The 12,271-nt window shown below is 72.2% G+C and carries 15 protein-coding genes and 1 pseudogene; 10 read left to right on the forward strand and 6 right to left on the reverse strand.

Features of this window, described 5'->3' with window-relative positions; genetic code table 11:
- Positions 1-5 precede the first annotated feature (5 nt).
- From AB0C38_RS08955 to AB0C38_RS08970, 4 genes are all read left to right on the forward strand, one after another.
- On the forward strand, positions 6-299 hold the full coding sequence (locus tag AB0C38_RS08955; protein ID WP_155545954.1) for a DUF503 domain-containing protein: 294 nt from the start codon (positions 6-8) through the stop codon (positions 297-299).
- Positions 300-308: 9 nt separating this feature from the next.
- Positions 309-785, forward strand: coding sequence for a 30S ribosome-binding factor RbfA (rbfA, locus tag AB0C38_RS08960; protein WP_360668916.1), 477 nt, complete (start codon positions 309-311; stop codon positions 783-785).
- Positions 786-790: 5 nt separating this feature from the next.
- Complete coding sequence (locus AB0C38_RS08965) at positions 791-1,615, forward strand: alpha/beta hydrolase-fold protein (protein WP_360668919.1); 825 nt, start codon at positions 791-793, stop codon at positions 1,613-1,615.
- A gap of 67 nt (positions 1,616-1,682) precedes the next feature.
- On the forward strand, positions 1,683-2,162 hold the full coding sequence (locus AB0C38_RS08970) for a hypothetical protein (RefSeq protein WP_360668922.1): 480 nt from the start codon (positions 1,683-1,685) through the stop codon (positions 2,160-2,162).
- A gap of 79 nt (positions 2,163-2,241) precedes the next feature.
- On the opposite strand, the gene AB0C38_RS08975 is transcribed toward AB0C38_RS08970, so the two are convergent.
- Together AB0C38_RS08975 and AB0C38_RS08980 are read right to left on the reverse strand one after the other, a co-directional pair.
- Positions 2,242-2,865, reverse strand: a complete 624-nt coding sequence (locus AB0C38_RS08975; protein WP_360668925.1) for a class I SAM-dependent methyltransferase — start codon at positions 2,863-2,865, stop codon at positions 2,242-2,244.
- Positions 2,862-3,404 (reverse strand): helix-turn-helix domain-containing protein, encoded by a 543-nt coding sequence (locus AB0C38_RS08980; RefSeq protein WP_360668928.1) that lies wholly within the window; start codon positions 3,402-3,404, stop codon positions 2,862-2,864. Before AB0C38_RS08980 ends, AB0C38_RS08975 begins: the two co-directional genes overlap by 4 nt.
- A gap of 172 nt (positions 3,405-3,576) precedes the next feature.
- On the opposite strand from AB0C38_RS08980, the gene AB0C38_RS08985 reads away from it, so the two are divergent.
- Complete coding sequence (locus AB0C38_RS08985) at positions 3,577-3,816, forward strand: hypothetical protein (protein ID WP_360668931.1); 240 nt, start codon at positions 3,577-3,579, stop codon at positions 3,814-3,816.
- A 20-nt stretch (positions 3,817-3,836) separates the two neighbouring features.
- Positions 3,837-4,985, forward strand: a complete 1,149-nt coding sequence (locus tag AB0C38_RS08990) for an SPFH domain-containing protein (protein WP_360668934.1) — start codon at positions 3,837-3,839, stop codon at positions 4,983-4,985.
- 12 nt (positions 4,986-4,997) lie between these two features.
- Here the strand turns inward: AB0C38_RS08990 and AB0C38_RS08995 are convergent, their stop codons facing one another.
- On the reverse strand, positions 4,998-6,029 hold the full coding sequence (locus AB0C38_RS08995) for an SAM-dependent methyltransferase (RefSeq protein WP_360668936.1): 1,032 nt from the start codon (positions 6,027-6,029) through the stop codon (positions 4,998-5,000).
- 25 nt (positions 6,030-6,054) lie between these two features.
- On the opposite strand from AB0C38_RS08995, the gene AB0C38_RS09000 reads away from it, so the two are divergent.
- Both AB0C38_RS09000 and AB0C38_RS09005 read left to right on the forward strand, forming a co-directional pair.
- Complete coding sequence (locus AB0C38_RS09000; RefSeq protein ID WP_360668939.1) at positions 6,055-7,044, forward strand: bifunctional oligoribonuclease/PAP phosphatase NrnA; 990 nt, start codon at positions 6,055-6,057, stop codon at positions 7,042-7,044.
- Positions 7,045-7,072: 28 nt separating this feature from the next.
- The gene (locus tag AB0C38_RS09005) at positions 7,073-8,425 is read left to right on the forward strand and encodes an MATE family efflux transporter (RefSeq protein ID WP_360668942.1); all 1,353 of its coding nucleotides are present in this window, start codon (positions 7,073-7,075) and stop codon (positions 8,423-8,425) included.
- Between the two features lie 107 nt (positions 8,426-8,532).
- Here AB0C38_RS09005 and AB0C38_RS09010 read toward each other — a convergent pair whose 3' ends face one another.
- Both AB0C38_RS09010 and AB0C38_RS09015 read right to left on the reverse strand, forming a co-directional pair.
- Positions 8,533-8,841, reverse strand: coding sequence for a hypothetical protein (locus tag AB0C38_RS09010; protein ID WP_360669969.1), 309 nt, complete (start codon positions 8,839-8,841; stop codon positions 8,533-8,535).
- A 13-nt stretch (positions 8,842-8,854) separates the two neighbouring features.
- Positions 8,855-9,373 (reverse strand): annotated as a pseudogene (locus tag AB0C38_RS09015) (SDR family NAD(P)-dependent oxidoreductase); the annotation flags it as partial.
- Positions 9,374-9,503: 130 nt separating this feature from the next.
- On the opposite strand from AB0C38_RS09015, the gene AB0C38_RS09020 reads away from it, so the two are divergent.
- Positions 9,504-10,829 carry an MFS transporter gene (locus AB0C38_RS09020; protein ID WP_360668945.1) on the forward strand — a complete coding sequence of 442 codons (1,326 nt, stop codon included), beginning with the start codon at positions 9,504-9,506 and terminating at the stop codon, positions 10,827-10,829.
- Here the strand turns inward: AB0C38_RS09020 and AB0C38_RS09025 are convergent.
- Positions 10,774-11,295 carry a GNAT family N-acetyltransferase gene (locus AB0C38_RS09025; protein WP_360668948.1) on the reverse strand — a complete coding sequence of 174 codons (522 nt, stop codon included), beginning with the start codon at positions 11,293-11,295 and terminating at the stop codon, positions 10,774-10,776. The genes AB0C38_RS09020 and AB0C38_RS09025 overlap by 56 nt on opposite strands.
- Before the next feature lie 65 nt (positions 11,296-11,360).
- Between AB0C38_RS09025 and truB the strand changes: the two genes are divergently transcribed.
- Positions 11,361-12,266, forward strand: a complete 906-nt coding sequence (gene truB, locus AB0C38_RS09030; RefSeq protein ID WP_360668951.1) for a tRNA pseudouridine(55) synthase TruB — start codon at positions 11,361-11,363, stop codon at positions 12,264-12,266.
- Positions 12,267-12,271: the final 5 nt, after the last annotated feature.

Here is a 12,271-nt window from a genome sequence, read left to right on the forward strand (position 1 = left end):
TGCTTATGTTCGTCGGAGCCTTGGAGCTCGACATCCTGCTCGGTGACGTTCACTCGCTGAAGCAGAAGCGATCCGTGGTCCGCCCGGTGCTGGCCGAGGTGCGCAAGCGCTTCGCCGTGTCGGTGGCCGAAGCCGGTCACACCGATCTGCACCGCCGGACCCTCATCGGGGTGGCCGTGGTCGCCGAAGGTGGCGAGCACGTCCGTGACGTGCTCGACTCGTGTGAGCGGTACGTGGCCAGCCGGCCGGAGTTCGAGCTGCTCACCGCGCGCCGCCGGCTGCTCGGTCCAGAAGACTAGGAGAAAGACATGGCTGATCCTGCTCGGGCCCGCAAGCTCGCCAAGCGGATCTCGCAGATCGTGGCGTCCGCGATCGAGCACGAGGTCAAGGACTCTCGGCTGGACTACGTGACCGTCACGGACACGAAGGTCACCGGGGACCTGCACGACGCCACGGTGTACTACACGGTGCTCGGCGAGAAGCTGGACGTCCCCCCGGACTTCGCCGGTGCCGCCGCCGCGCTCGAATCGGCGCGCGGCATGCTCCGCACGATGGTCGGGCAGGGCACCGGGGTCCGCTACACGCCGACCCTGACGTTCGTGGCCGACACGATCCCCGAAGAGTCGAAGCGGATCGAGGCCTTGCTCGAAAAGGCCCGTGAGGCCGACGCGGAGGTCGCGCGGCGTTCGGCGGGGGCCCAGCACGCGGGCGAACCCGACCCGTACAAGGCCCCCCGCGAAACCGAAGACGAAGACGAGCTCGCGGAGGAGGAGAGCCGGGGCTGACCCCCGTGCTCTCCCGCCGCGGCCTGCTCGCCGGCAGCGCCCTCGCGCTGCTGGCGGGCTGCTCGTCGGCGCCGTCCGGGCCGCCACCGGGCCCGCCGGCGGTGCCGGTGCCGACCCACCCGGCGGCGTTGCGCGACCCGGTGACGGTCCAGCGCATGCGCTCGGCCGCCCGCGGCACGGACGTCGACCTGGTCCTGATCACCCCCGAAGGCGTCCCGTCGTCGGGGCTGCCGGTGTGCGTGGCCTTGCACGGCCGCGGCGCTCGCGCCCGGACCTTCATCGAACTGGGCGTCCCCTCGGCGTTGACGGCGGCGGTCCGCGCGGGTGTTCCGCCGTTCGCGGTGGCCGCGGTCGACGGCGACCACTACTGGGTCGACGTCGGTTCCGGCGACGACCCGCAGCGCATGCTCACCGAAGAGGTCCCGGGCTGGCTGGCGGGCCGCGACCTGCGTCCGGCCTCGGCGGTGTTCGGCATTTCCATGGGCGGCTTCGGCGCGTTGCGCTTCGCCCGCGCGCACCCCGACCTGAAGGCGGTCGCCACGGCGAGCGCGGCGCTGTTCGTCAGCTGGCCGGATGCTCGCAGCCGCAAGGTGTTCTCCGGCGAGGACAACTGGCGTGCGGAGGAACCGTTGCTGCACACGGGAGAGCTGCGCGCGGGCCAGCTCGGCGTCTGGTGCGGCGAGTCGGACCCGTTCCTGGGCGCGGATCGCAAACTGGTGAAGGCGGTGAACCCGGCGGTGTCGAGGTTTTCGCCGGGCAAGCACGAGGACGAGTACTGGCGGGGGATCCTGCCGGAGGTCCTGAAGTTCGTGGGACAGCGGCTGTCCTGACCGACTAAACCACCGGGTGCCGCCAAGCGTGCAACACCGGAATGTCGGCAACGGAAGGACTCTACCCATGAAGAGAATCCTGCATGTCTGGCTCTGTCTCGCGGTGGCGCTGGGCGGCCTGCTGTTGTCGGGTTCCACCGCGTCCGCGGCCCCGGGCAGCTGCGCGACCGCGGGCTGGGTGCTGCGGTCGGCCGACGTCGTCAACCACGGCAACGGCGCCGTGATCGGCAAGGTCTACACCTACGTCAACTCGTGCAACCAGTACTGGGCGCAGCTCAAACTCGACAAGGCGCTCGGGGCGGGCCAGTGGGCCAACGCCTTCATCGACGTCTACCTGCACGGCAGCATGGCAGGCCGCCTGACCTGCGCGAGTGCCGACGGCGGGAACGCCGAAGTCTCCCAGGGGCAGACCAGCTGCTACACCGGGTACTTCGGCTCGACGGAAACCGGAATCACCTACCAGTCGCACGGTTACGTCTACAACTACCCGTCCAGCATGTTCGCCTCCGGGATCACCCAGAACTGCAGTCGCTGGGAATGCATCTGACCGGTACGCGGCCCGCATCGGGCCGGTGACCGCCGGCCTTCGGCGAACGCGAGGTCGTCGAAGGCTCGCGGTCACCTATTCAGGCAGACGCGCGGGCGAACAGGATCGCTTGCGAGACTTCCTTTTCCGGGTTGAGCGCCCACTCCGCCTCGATCGTGAACCCCGCCTTCCGCACCCGCCGGGCCAGCCACCACGGCTGCCGGAGGTGGACGTGGACCCGCATCGGGTGCCCGCCGTAGCCTTCGGTCTTCAGCCGCGTTCCCGCGCCGACGTGGTAGCCGATCACCAGCAGCCCGCCCGGCCGCAGCACGCGCCGGAAGTGCGCGAGGGCCACCGGGACGTCGTCGTCCGGGACGTGGATCAGCGACCAGAACGCCAGCACGCCCGCCATCGACGCGTCGGGCAGCGGCAGGTCCGTCATCGAGCCGACCTCGAACCGCGGCCCCGGGTGGTTCCGGCGCGCGATCTCGATCATCGCCGGCGAAAGGTCGATGCCGGACGCGTCGACGCCCAGCGAGTCCAGGTACGCCGTGAACTGTCCCGGTCCGCAGCCGACGTCCACCGCCGGTCCGTCGACCTCGGCCGCGAACAGCGTCAGCGCCGCCTTCATGTGCGGCTGTGAAGACAGAGCGTCCGCCACGAATTCGGCATAACTCGAAGCCACCGTGTCGTAGGACGTGCGGGTGTCCGCGAGCCAGGTCATCGCGCGCGCAGCCCGTCGAGGACCATGCCGAGCGCGCGCCGCCAGTCGGGGGACGCCGTCGCCGCGGCGAACACGATCGCCAGGTCTTCGCCGCGGAAGTCCCGCCGCAACGCCCCGGCCTCCTGGGCCCGGGTGATGATCCGGTTCAGCCGGGAAGCGTTGGCCTGCTTGGCTTTCTCCAGCCCGGACGCCGGGTCGAAGACCCGCGAGCAGACCTCGGTGAAGCCTCGGTCGCTGACCTGCATCAGGATCGACCGTTCGAGGAAGAGGACGAAACCGTCCCAGGGGTCGTCGAGGGCGAGGGCCTCTTCGGTGACGGCTTGGGCTTCCACCAGCGTCGGCAGGAACGCCGCTTCGACGAGGTCCGTCCGCGTCGGGAACCGGTTGTAGAGCGTGCCGATCGCGACCTCGGCGCGGCGGGCGATCTCGTCGAGCGGGGCGTCGACGCCCTTGGCGCCGAACACCTCCCGCGCCGCCGCGACCAGCGCCTCCCGGTTGCGCCGGGCGTCCGCGCGCAGGGGGCGTTGCTCGACCGTCACGGCCCGGAGTATAGCCAAGCCGGTGCCGATCCCGGATTCCTCACGCTTGGGCGCTCTGTCCGGTTGCCCCCTGATCGGAACCTCACAGTGCCGCGCCGCCCCGCCCGCCGGGAGCACAATGGGGTAGCGGGGGTGCCCCGCGTCGAGGCGGGCGGACGAGGGAGGCCGGCACATGCACTCCGACCTGTCGCCGTCGGGCCGCACCGGAGTCCTCCTGGTCGGCACCCGCGGGCAGCGGGGACCCGGGGAGGTGCTGATCAGGATCCGGGGTGGCTTGGAAACCTTCCTGGCCTGGTCCGACACGGAGCTGCCGAAGGGGACGACCGTCCTGGTCGTCGAAACCCGCGGACGGCGCACGGTCGACGTCGTGGCGTGGGACGTCCCGGAAACCACGCCAGAACCCACTTCCTAGTGTTCGTCTAAGGACAGTCGATGTTCGGTTATCGCGTGCCGGCCCCCAACGAGGCGATGCTGATTTCGGGCGGCAAGAGCAGCAAGGGCGCGTCGCCGTTCCGGGTCGTCACCGGACACGGCGCGTTCGTCATGCCGGTGTTCCGGAAAGTCCGGTTCCTCACGCTTTCCATGTGTGAGGCCGAAGTGACCGAAGTGTGCGTCACGAAACAGGCCATCGCGCTCACGGTGCGGGCGGTGATCGCGTTCAAGGTCGGCAACGACACCGAGAGCATCGTCAACGCCGGCCAGCGGTTCCTCTCCGACCAGGACCAGATGTCCGTGCTGACCGGCCGCATCTTCTCCGGTCACCTGCGCTCGATCATCGGGTCGATGACCGTCGAAGAGATCATCACCGAGCGGCAGAAGCTCGCCACCGAGGTGCTGGACGGCTCGGCGGTGGAGATGGCGAAGATCGGCCTGTCCGTCGACGCGCTGCAGATCCAGTCGATCGACGACATGAAGCTCGGCTACATCGCCGCGATGGCCGCGCCGCACAACGCCGCCATCCAGCGGGACGCCCAGATCGCCCAGGCCGTGGCGAACAAGAGGGCGGCCGAGGCCGAGCAGGAGTCGCAGCGGACGCAGGCGGAGTACGCCCGGCAGACGTCGATCGTGCAGGCGCAGTACCGCGCCGAGGTCGAGGCGGCGCAGGCCCAGGCGGCGCAGGCCGGGCCGCTCGCGCAGGCGAAGGCGCAGCAGGAGGTCATCGACGCGCGCACCGAGCTGGCCCAGCGCGAGGCGGAGCTGCGGCAGCAGCAGCTGGTGGCCGAGGTGATCAAGCCGGCCGACGCGGAGGCCGAGCGGATCCGCATCCTGGCGCTGGCCGACGCGGAGAAGATGCGCGTCCAGGCGGAGGCGGCCGCGTCGAACAACCGGGTCGCGCTCGACCGGATGCTCATCGACCAGCTGCCGCAGATCGTCAAGGAGGCCGGGCGCGGCCTGGCCGGCGCGAACGTCAACATCCTCAACGGCGCCGACGGCCTGGGCGAGATGGCCGCCGGGCTCGTCGGCCAGGGACTGTCCATCTTGGACTCGGTGAAGCGCGGCCTGACCACGCCGCCGCCCGCTCCCACCGCGGCGCCGGAAGAGAACGGGCAGGCGCCGGTGAAGGGTGAGCTCACCCAGTAGCGCCTTGTCGACTCAGGAGGCGGGCTTCACCGCGACGACCAGGTCACGCAGGATGGCCTGGTCCACCCGGTGGGTGAACTCCGCCCACGGGCCGCCTTCGCGGACGTCGAGCCCGGCCTTGCCGAGCACCTCGACGAGGTCCTCGCGCGGGAGCACGGTGGTGTTCCACGAGATGCCGAGCGCCCCGCCGGGCCGCAGCACCCGCGTCCACACCGGGACGGCCGCCGCGAGCAGGTCGAGCGGGCTGCGCTGCAGGCCGGCTTCGCCGTGGCTGCCGTGCTGCACGCCGTACGGCGCGTCGGTGACGATCACGTCGCAGGAGTTCGCCCGCAGCACCTCGTCGGTCGTCAGCGTGTCGGCCTGGAAGTAGGTGAGCTTGCGGGTGTCGCCCGCTTTGTAGTCTTCCTTGCTCAGCGCGTACTCGATGTCGAGCCGGCGCCCGAGCCGGACCTTGTTGCGCCGCAGCTGTCCCGAGCCGGCGGTGTGCTTGACGCGCTTGTTCCGCAGCCACGTCTTGATGAACGCCTCGTAGGACTCGAAGTCCTTGGCGTCGACGTCCAGGCCGGTGGCGTGCAGGCCGTACATCATCGCCTGGTTGAGCGTGGTGCCGCGGCCGCACAGCGGGTCGAGCAGGTACTTCGGCTGGTCCGAGAAGGGATCGGCGGTGGCCAGCAGCGTGACGTTCAGCAGGAGCTTCGTGAACGACTCGTTGGTCTTGCCCGCGTACTTCTGGATCGTCAGCAGGTCCGAGTCGGCCTTCGCCAGTGGCGTCACGGTGACCGGGCGCAGGACGCCGTCACCCAGTTCGAACAGCGCGTAGAGCGACGACAGGTTCGACAACAGCGCGAGGTCGCGCTCACCCAGGGGCGCCGAACTGGTGAAGCGCACGTAGCCGACGCCGCCGAGCTCGAGCTCCTCGATCCCGGACAGCTCCACCGACAGCGCCGCGCCGAAGACCGCCAGCTCGGCGCGCAGCAGCGCGGGGGAGGAGGCGGCGTAGACCCGATTGGCGGACGGGTGGACCAGGATCACGTACTCAGGCATCCCGCAGAGCGTAGCGTGACGCACCGTGACCCCTACTTCGGCGCAGGACATCCGGGACGCGGCCGCGCTGCTCGCGTCGGCCACCGACGTGACCGTGCTCGGCCACGTCCGCCCGGACGCGGACGCCCTCGGCAGCGCGCTCGCCCTCGGCCGGGCGCTGCTCAAGCGCGGCGCGAAGGTGCGCGTCTCCTTCGGCGAGCCGGACGAGGCCCCGGAGACGCTGCGGTGGCTCGACGAGGACGGCCTGTTGACCCACCCGGACGACCTGCCGGACACCGAGGCGCTGCTGGTCTGCGTCGACACGCCGGTGCCGAAGCGGCTGGGCCGGCTCGCCGGGCGCGTCGAGCTCGCCGGCGCCGTGCTCGTGATCGACCACCACGCGACCAACTCGTTCTACGGCGGCTGCAACGTGGTCGACGAGACCGCCGAAGCCAGCGCGATCCTCGTGTTCCGGATCCTGGACGCGCTGGGCGTCGAGCTCGACGAGCCGATCGCGCGCGGGATCTACGCCGGGATCGTCACCGACACGAGTGGATTCCGGCGGGCGAGCCCGGAGACGCACCGGATGGCGGCGCGGCTGCTGGAGGCGGGCGTCGACGCCGAAGCGGTGGTGCGGCGGATCGTCGACGAGCGGCCGTTCACGTGGCTGCCGATGCTGTCGTCGGTGCTACGCGAGGCCGAGCTGGAGCCGGAAGCCGCGCAGGGCCGGGGTTTCGTGCACGCGGTGGTGCGTGAGGACGCGGCCCGGACGGTGCGCGCCGAAGAGGTCGAGTCGGTGATCGACGTCATCCGCTCGGTGCGCGAGGCGGCCGTCGCGGCGGTGCTCAAACAGGACTTGGCCAATCCGGGACAGTGGCAGATCTCGTTGCGGTCGGTGGGAATCGACGTCTCGGCGGTGGCGGCGGAGTTCGGCGGCGGCGGGCACCGGCAGGCCGCCGGGTGCACGATCGCGGGCCCCGCCGAGGAGGTACTGGCCGGGTTGCGGTCCGCCCTGGAGCGGGCACCGCTGCTGTGACCCGACGGCGGGTTCCCACCGGTCAGGAATGTCGGTGCCGGCGGTTAGAGTCCGGTTCGTGGTGAACGTGGAGGAGCCGGAGCGGATCCCGGCGAAGCGCGTGCTCGGCCTGGCCGTGCCCGCGCTGGGGGTGCTGGCCGCCGAGCCGTTGTACGTGCTGGTCGACACCGCGGTGGTCGGCCACCTGGGCGCGCTGCCGCTGGCCGGGCTCGCGCTCGGCGGCGTCGTGCTGGCCCAGGTGTCGAGCCAGCTGACGTTCCTGTCGTACGGCACGACGTCGCGCACCGCCCGGCTGCACGGTGCCGGCCGCCGGGCCGACGCGGTCCGCGAGGGCGTGCAGGCGACGTGGCTGGCGGTGTTCGTCGGGCTCTTCGTGCTGGTCGCCGGGCAGCTGCTGGCCTGGCCGATCACGCGGGTGCTCTCGGGCAGCGACGAGATCGCGGGCGCGGCGGTGTCGTGGGTGCGGATCGCGCTGTTCGGGGCGCCGCTGATCCTGGTGACCATGGCCGGCAACGGCTGGATGCGCGGGGTGCAGGACGCCGCGAAGCCGTTGCGGTACGTCCTGGCGGGCAACGGGATCTCGGCCGTGCTCTGCCCGGTGCTGGTCTACTGGGCCGGGCTCGGGCTGGAGGGCTCGGCGATCGCGAACGTCGTCGCGCAGGTGATCTCCGCGGCGCTGTTCTTCGCCGCGCTGGTCAAGGAGAAGGTCGGGCTGCGGCCGGACTTCAAGGTGATGCGCGCGCAGCTCGGCCTCGGCCGCGACCTGGTGCTGCGCAGCCTGGCGTTCCAGGCGTGCTTCATTTCGGCGGCGGCCGTCGCGGCCCGGACGTCGACCGAGGCGGTGGGCGCGCACCAGGTGGTGCTGCAGCTGTGGACGTTCCTGGCGCTGGTGCTGGACTCGGTGGCGATCGCCGCGCAGTCCCTGGTGGGGGCGGCGCTGGGGGCGAACGCGGCGCGGCAGGCGCGCGGGGTCGCCAACCAGATCACCGGGTACGGCCTGCTGCTGGGCTGCTTCCTGGGCGTGGTGTTCGCGGCGCTGTCGTGGGTGCTGCCGCACGCGTTCACGTCCGACCCGGGCGTGCTGGCGGAGATCCCGCACGCGTGGTGGTTCTTCGTGGCGCTGCAACCGATCGCGGGGGTGGTCTTCGCACTGGACGGGGTCCTGCTGGGAGCGGGCGACGCGGCGTTCCTCCGCAACGCGACGCTCGGCAGCGCGGCGCTGGGTTTCCTGCCGCTGATCTGGGCGTCCCTGGGCTTCGGCTGGGGCCTGACGGGCATCTGGACCGGCCTGTCCCTGTTCATGGTCCTCCGCCTGGCGTTCGTGCTGGTCCGCTGGCGCTCCGGAAACTGGGCGATCACCGGCGCAATCCGCCCCGCGTAACCCGTAACCCGCGTGATCAGGCCCGGAACTCGCGTGATCAGGCCCGGAACTCGCGAGTTCCGGGCTCAATCACGCGAGTTCCGGCTCCAGACACGTGAGTGACGGGTTCAGGCGCGGGACCGGCGGGCGTGGCGGACCCGGCGGTCCACCATGCGACGCAGGAACGGGGCCGCCAACGGGCCCAGCGCCGCCAGCAGCGCCACCGAGCGGTCCGGGTAGACCGCGTACCGCTCCCGTTCCACCGCCCGGACGATCGCCGACGCCACGGCCTCGGCCGCCATCGGGCGGATCGTCCCGCTGATCGCCGCGGTCTCCGCCGGCTTCCAGCGGTTCTCCTCCGCCAGCTGCGGCGTGTCGACGTCCGGCGGGTACACGCACGCGACGTGCACCCCGGCCGGGTTCAGCTCGTCCCGCAACGCCCTCCATCAGCCCGCGCACCGCGAACTTCGCCGGCGCGTACGCCGTGTAGCCGTAGATCCCCAGCACCGCGGCCGCCGACGAGATCGCGACGATCGAGCCGCTCCGCCGCCGGACCATCGACGGCGCCACCGCCCGGACCGCGTGCAGCGTCCCGAAGTAGTCGACCTCCACCATCCGCCGGAAGACCTCGTCGTCCAGCTCCAGGAACTCGCCCGGCCGCGCCTGGCCGGCGCACGTCACGAGCACGTCGCACGGGCCCGCCGCCGTCTCCAGAGCCGAGAACGCCTCCTCCACCTCGGCCTGCGACGAGACGTCGGCGACGGCGGTCCGCACCGAAGCCCCGCGTGACTTCAGCGACACCGCGGCCTTCCGCAGCCGCGATTCGTCGCGCGCCACCAGCGACACGGTCGCGCCGCGCGAAGCCAGCGCCGCCGCCGTCGCCAGGCCGATCCCGCTGGACCCGCCCGTGATCACCGCGTGCGCCCCGTGCAGCCCGGTCACGACACCACCCCCGAATGTGAAGAACATTCAGATACAACCATGTGGTGAACGCCACCGGGATAACGGCTATGTTTCGTCGTTGCTTAGGCGCTACAAGTAGTAAGGACGGCAGCGCAGGCGTCCGCACGCCCCGAACGCCGAATCCCTGGAGGAACTTGTGCCGCCCGCCACCGGCCGCGCCACCGCCCGGTCCTGGCTCATCTGGCTCGCTGCCGTCACCGTCTACCTCCTCGCGGTCTTCCACCGCACCTCCTTCGGCGTCGCCGGGCTGCAGGCGGCCGAGCGCTTCGGCGTCGGCGCGGCCGCGCTCGGGACGTTCACCGTGCTGCAGGTCGGCGTCTACGCCGCGATGCAGATCCCGACCGGCGTCCTGGTCGACCGCTACGGCCCCCGCCGCGTCCTCACCGTCGCGGTGCTGGTGCTCGGCGCCGGCCAGCTCCTGCTCGGCGTCGCCCACTCCTACGGCCTCGGCCTGCTCGCCCGCGGCGTGCTCGGCCTCGGCGACGCGCTCACCTTCGTCAGCGTGCTGCGCCTGGTCGCCGCCCACTTCCCGGGCCGCCAGTACGCGCTGCTGACGTCGTTCACCGCGGCCGTCGGCTACATCGGCAACCTCGCCGCCACGGTCCCGCTCTCGCTGGTGCTCGACAGCGCCGGCTGGACCCCCACCTTCCTCGCGGCCGGCGCCGTCACGGTCCTCTACACCGTGGTCGTGACGCTCCGGGTCCGCGACGTCCCGGCCGGCGTCGTCCAGCCGGCGCGCGAAGCCGTCCGCCCGCGCCAGCTCGCCCACCAGGTCGCCGAGGCTTGGCGCACGCCGGGGACGCGCCTGGGCTTCTGGGTCCACTTCAGCACGATGTTCGCCCCCAACGCCCTGACGCTGCTGTGGGGCGTGCCCTGGCTGGTGCAGGGGCAGGGACAGTCGATGGCCACCGCGAGTGCCCTGCTCACGGTGTTCGTCTTCGGGTCGATGGCCGGCGGGCCGCTGCTCGGCGGCGTGATCGGCCGGCACCCGTCGCTGCGGATGCCGCTGGTCGGCGGGTACATCGGCGGGGCCGCGCTGCTGTGGGCGGTGCTGCTGAGCTGGCCCGGGCAGGTGCCGGTGGCGCTGCTGGTGCCCGCGTTCGCCTTCCTCGCCCTCGGCGGCCCGGCGTCGATGATCGGCTTCGCGCTCGCCCGCGACTACAACCCGCTGTCCCGCGTCGGCACGGCGACCGGCGTGGTCAACGTCGGCGGCTTCGTCGCGACGACCATCGCCGCCCTCGCCGTCGGCGTGCTGCTGCAGTGGACCGGCGGGAGCTTCCGGATCTCGCTGCTGGCGATCGTCGCGATCTTGGCGCTGGGCACGTCCCGGATGCTCGTCTGGTGGCGCCGGACGCGCGCGCACCTGTTCCTCGCCGAAGCCCGCGGCGAGGAGCTGCCGGTGCGCATCACCCGCCGCCGCTGGGACGCCGCCCTGCCGGAGACGCCGATCGTGGCGGCCTGACCGGCCCAGGCGGTTCGGCCTGCAGCAGCTGCGGTGCCGGCGAGAACCCGCGCCGCTCGTAGGCCGGCACGGCCCGCGGCGACGAGTGCACGGTGACCCGCTCCAGCCCCAGCTCCCCGGCCAGCCGCAGGACGCCTTCGATCAGCAGCCCGCCGAGGCCGCCGTCACGGGCTTCCGGGACGACGTACACGCTCTGCACGTCCCCGGCGGCCCGCGACAACGCCGACGGCGTCGGCACGCGCGGGGTGACCGCCAGGAACGCCATCCCGAGCACCCGGTCGTCGCGCACCAGGACGAGGCAGCGGTGGGTGGCCGCGTTCTCCCGTGCCCACGCGGCGAACTCCCGCACGAACGCCTCGCGGCCGGCACCGGGCAGGCCGTCCCGGTCGGCCACCCAGCGCCACCGGAGCGCGGCGACCGCTTCGAGCTCGGCGGGCCGGGCGGCCCGGACTTCGATCTCCGTCACCCCTCCATGGTGGCCCGGCCGAGCGGCCTGATCGAACCACGACGTGTGGCCGCTAGGGTTGCCGCGTGTCGAGCCCCAAACCGCCCCGCCGTCCCGCCCCGCCGCCTGGTCTCGTGATCGTCGACAAGCCCGCCGGCATGACGTCGCACGACGTCGTCGCCCGTGCCCGCCGGATCATGGGCACCCGCAAGGTCGGGCACGCCGGCACGCTCGACCCGATGGCGACCGGCGTGCTGGTGCTCGGCATCGAGCGCGCCACCAAGCTGCTCGGCCACCTGGCGCTGGACCGCAAGACGTACCTGGCCACCCTCAGCCTCGGCAGCAGCACCACGACCGACGACGCCGAGGGCGAGGTCCTCACGACCGCGGCCACCCAGGACGTCACCGACGACGCCATCGCCGCTGGGGTGGCCAAGCTGACCGGCCCCATCCAGCAGGTGCCCAGCGCGGTGAGCGCCGTCAAGATCGACGGCAAGCGCGCCTACGCCCGCGTCCGCGCCGGCGAGGACGTCGTCCTCCCGCCGCGCCCGGTCACCGTCTACCGCTTCGACGTCCTGGCCGTCCGCCACGAAGACGACCACGTCGAGGTCGACGCCGTCGTCGAGTGCTCGTCCGGCACCTACGTCCGCGCGCTGGCCCGCGACCTCGGCGCGGACCTCGGCGTCGGCGGCCACCTCCAGGCGCTCCGGCGCACCACGGTCGGCCCGTTCACGCTGGCGAAGGCGAAGACGCTCGACGTGCTCGAGGAGCAGCCCGAGCTGAGCCTGGACCTCGACGCCGCCGTCGCCGCGGCCTTCCCGCGACGCGACCTCGACGCGGCGTCCGCCAAGGCGATCCGCCACGGGCAGCGCATCCCGGCCGCCGGTGTCGAGGGCACCTACGGTCTCTTCGGCCCCGACGGCCGGGTGCTCGCCCTGGCGGCCGACGAAGAAGGCGTGTCCCGAGCAGTGGTCGTGTTGCTGCCCGCCTAGGGTGG

It is taken from the genome of Amycolatopsis sp. NPDC048633 (assembly GCF_040650695.1).
Classification (GTDB): Bacteria; Actinomycetota; Actinomycetes; order Mycobacteriales; family Pseudonocardiaceae; genus Amycolatopsis.

Bases quoted from the DNA above. Each gene is read 5' to 3' on its own strand.
- AB0C38_RS08995 (WP_360668936.1), bottom strand. From the start codon at position 6,029: ATGCCTGAGTACGTGATCCTGGTCCACCCGTCCGCCAATCGGGTCTAC.
- rbfA (WP_360668916.1), top strand. From the start codon at position 309: ATGGCTGATCCTGCTCGGGCCCGCAAGCTCGCCAAGCGGATCTCGCAG.
- AB0C38_RS08990 (WP_360668934.1), top strand. From the start codon at position 3,837: ATGTTCGGTTATCGCGTGCCGGCCCCCAACGAGGCGATGCTGATTTCG.
- AB0C38_RS08985 (WP_360668931.1), top strand. From the start codon at position 3,577: ATGCACTCCGACCTGTCGCCGTCGGGCCGCACCGGAGTCCTCCTGGTC.
- AB0C38_RS08955 (WP_155545954.1), top strand. From the start codon at position 6: ATGTTCGTCGGAGCCTTGGAGCTCGACATCCTGCTCGGTGACGTTCAC.
- AB0C38_RS08975 (WP_360668925.1), bottom strand. From the start codon at position 2,865: ATGACCTGGCTCGCGGACACCCGCACGTCCTACGACACGGTGGCTTCG.
- AB0C38_RS09005 (WP_360668942.1), top strand. From the start codon at position 7,073: ATGTCGGTGCCGGCGGTTAGAGTCCGGTTCGTGGTGAACGTGGAGGAG.
- AB0C38_RS08970 (WP_360668922.1), top strand. From the start codon at position 1,683: ATGAAGAGAATCCTGCATGTCTGGCTCTGTCTCGCGGTGGCGCTGGGC.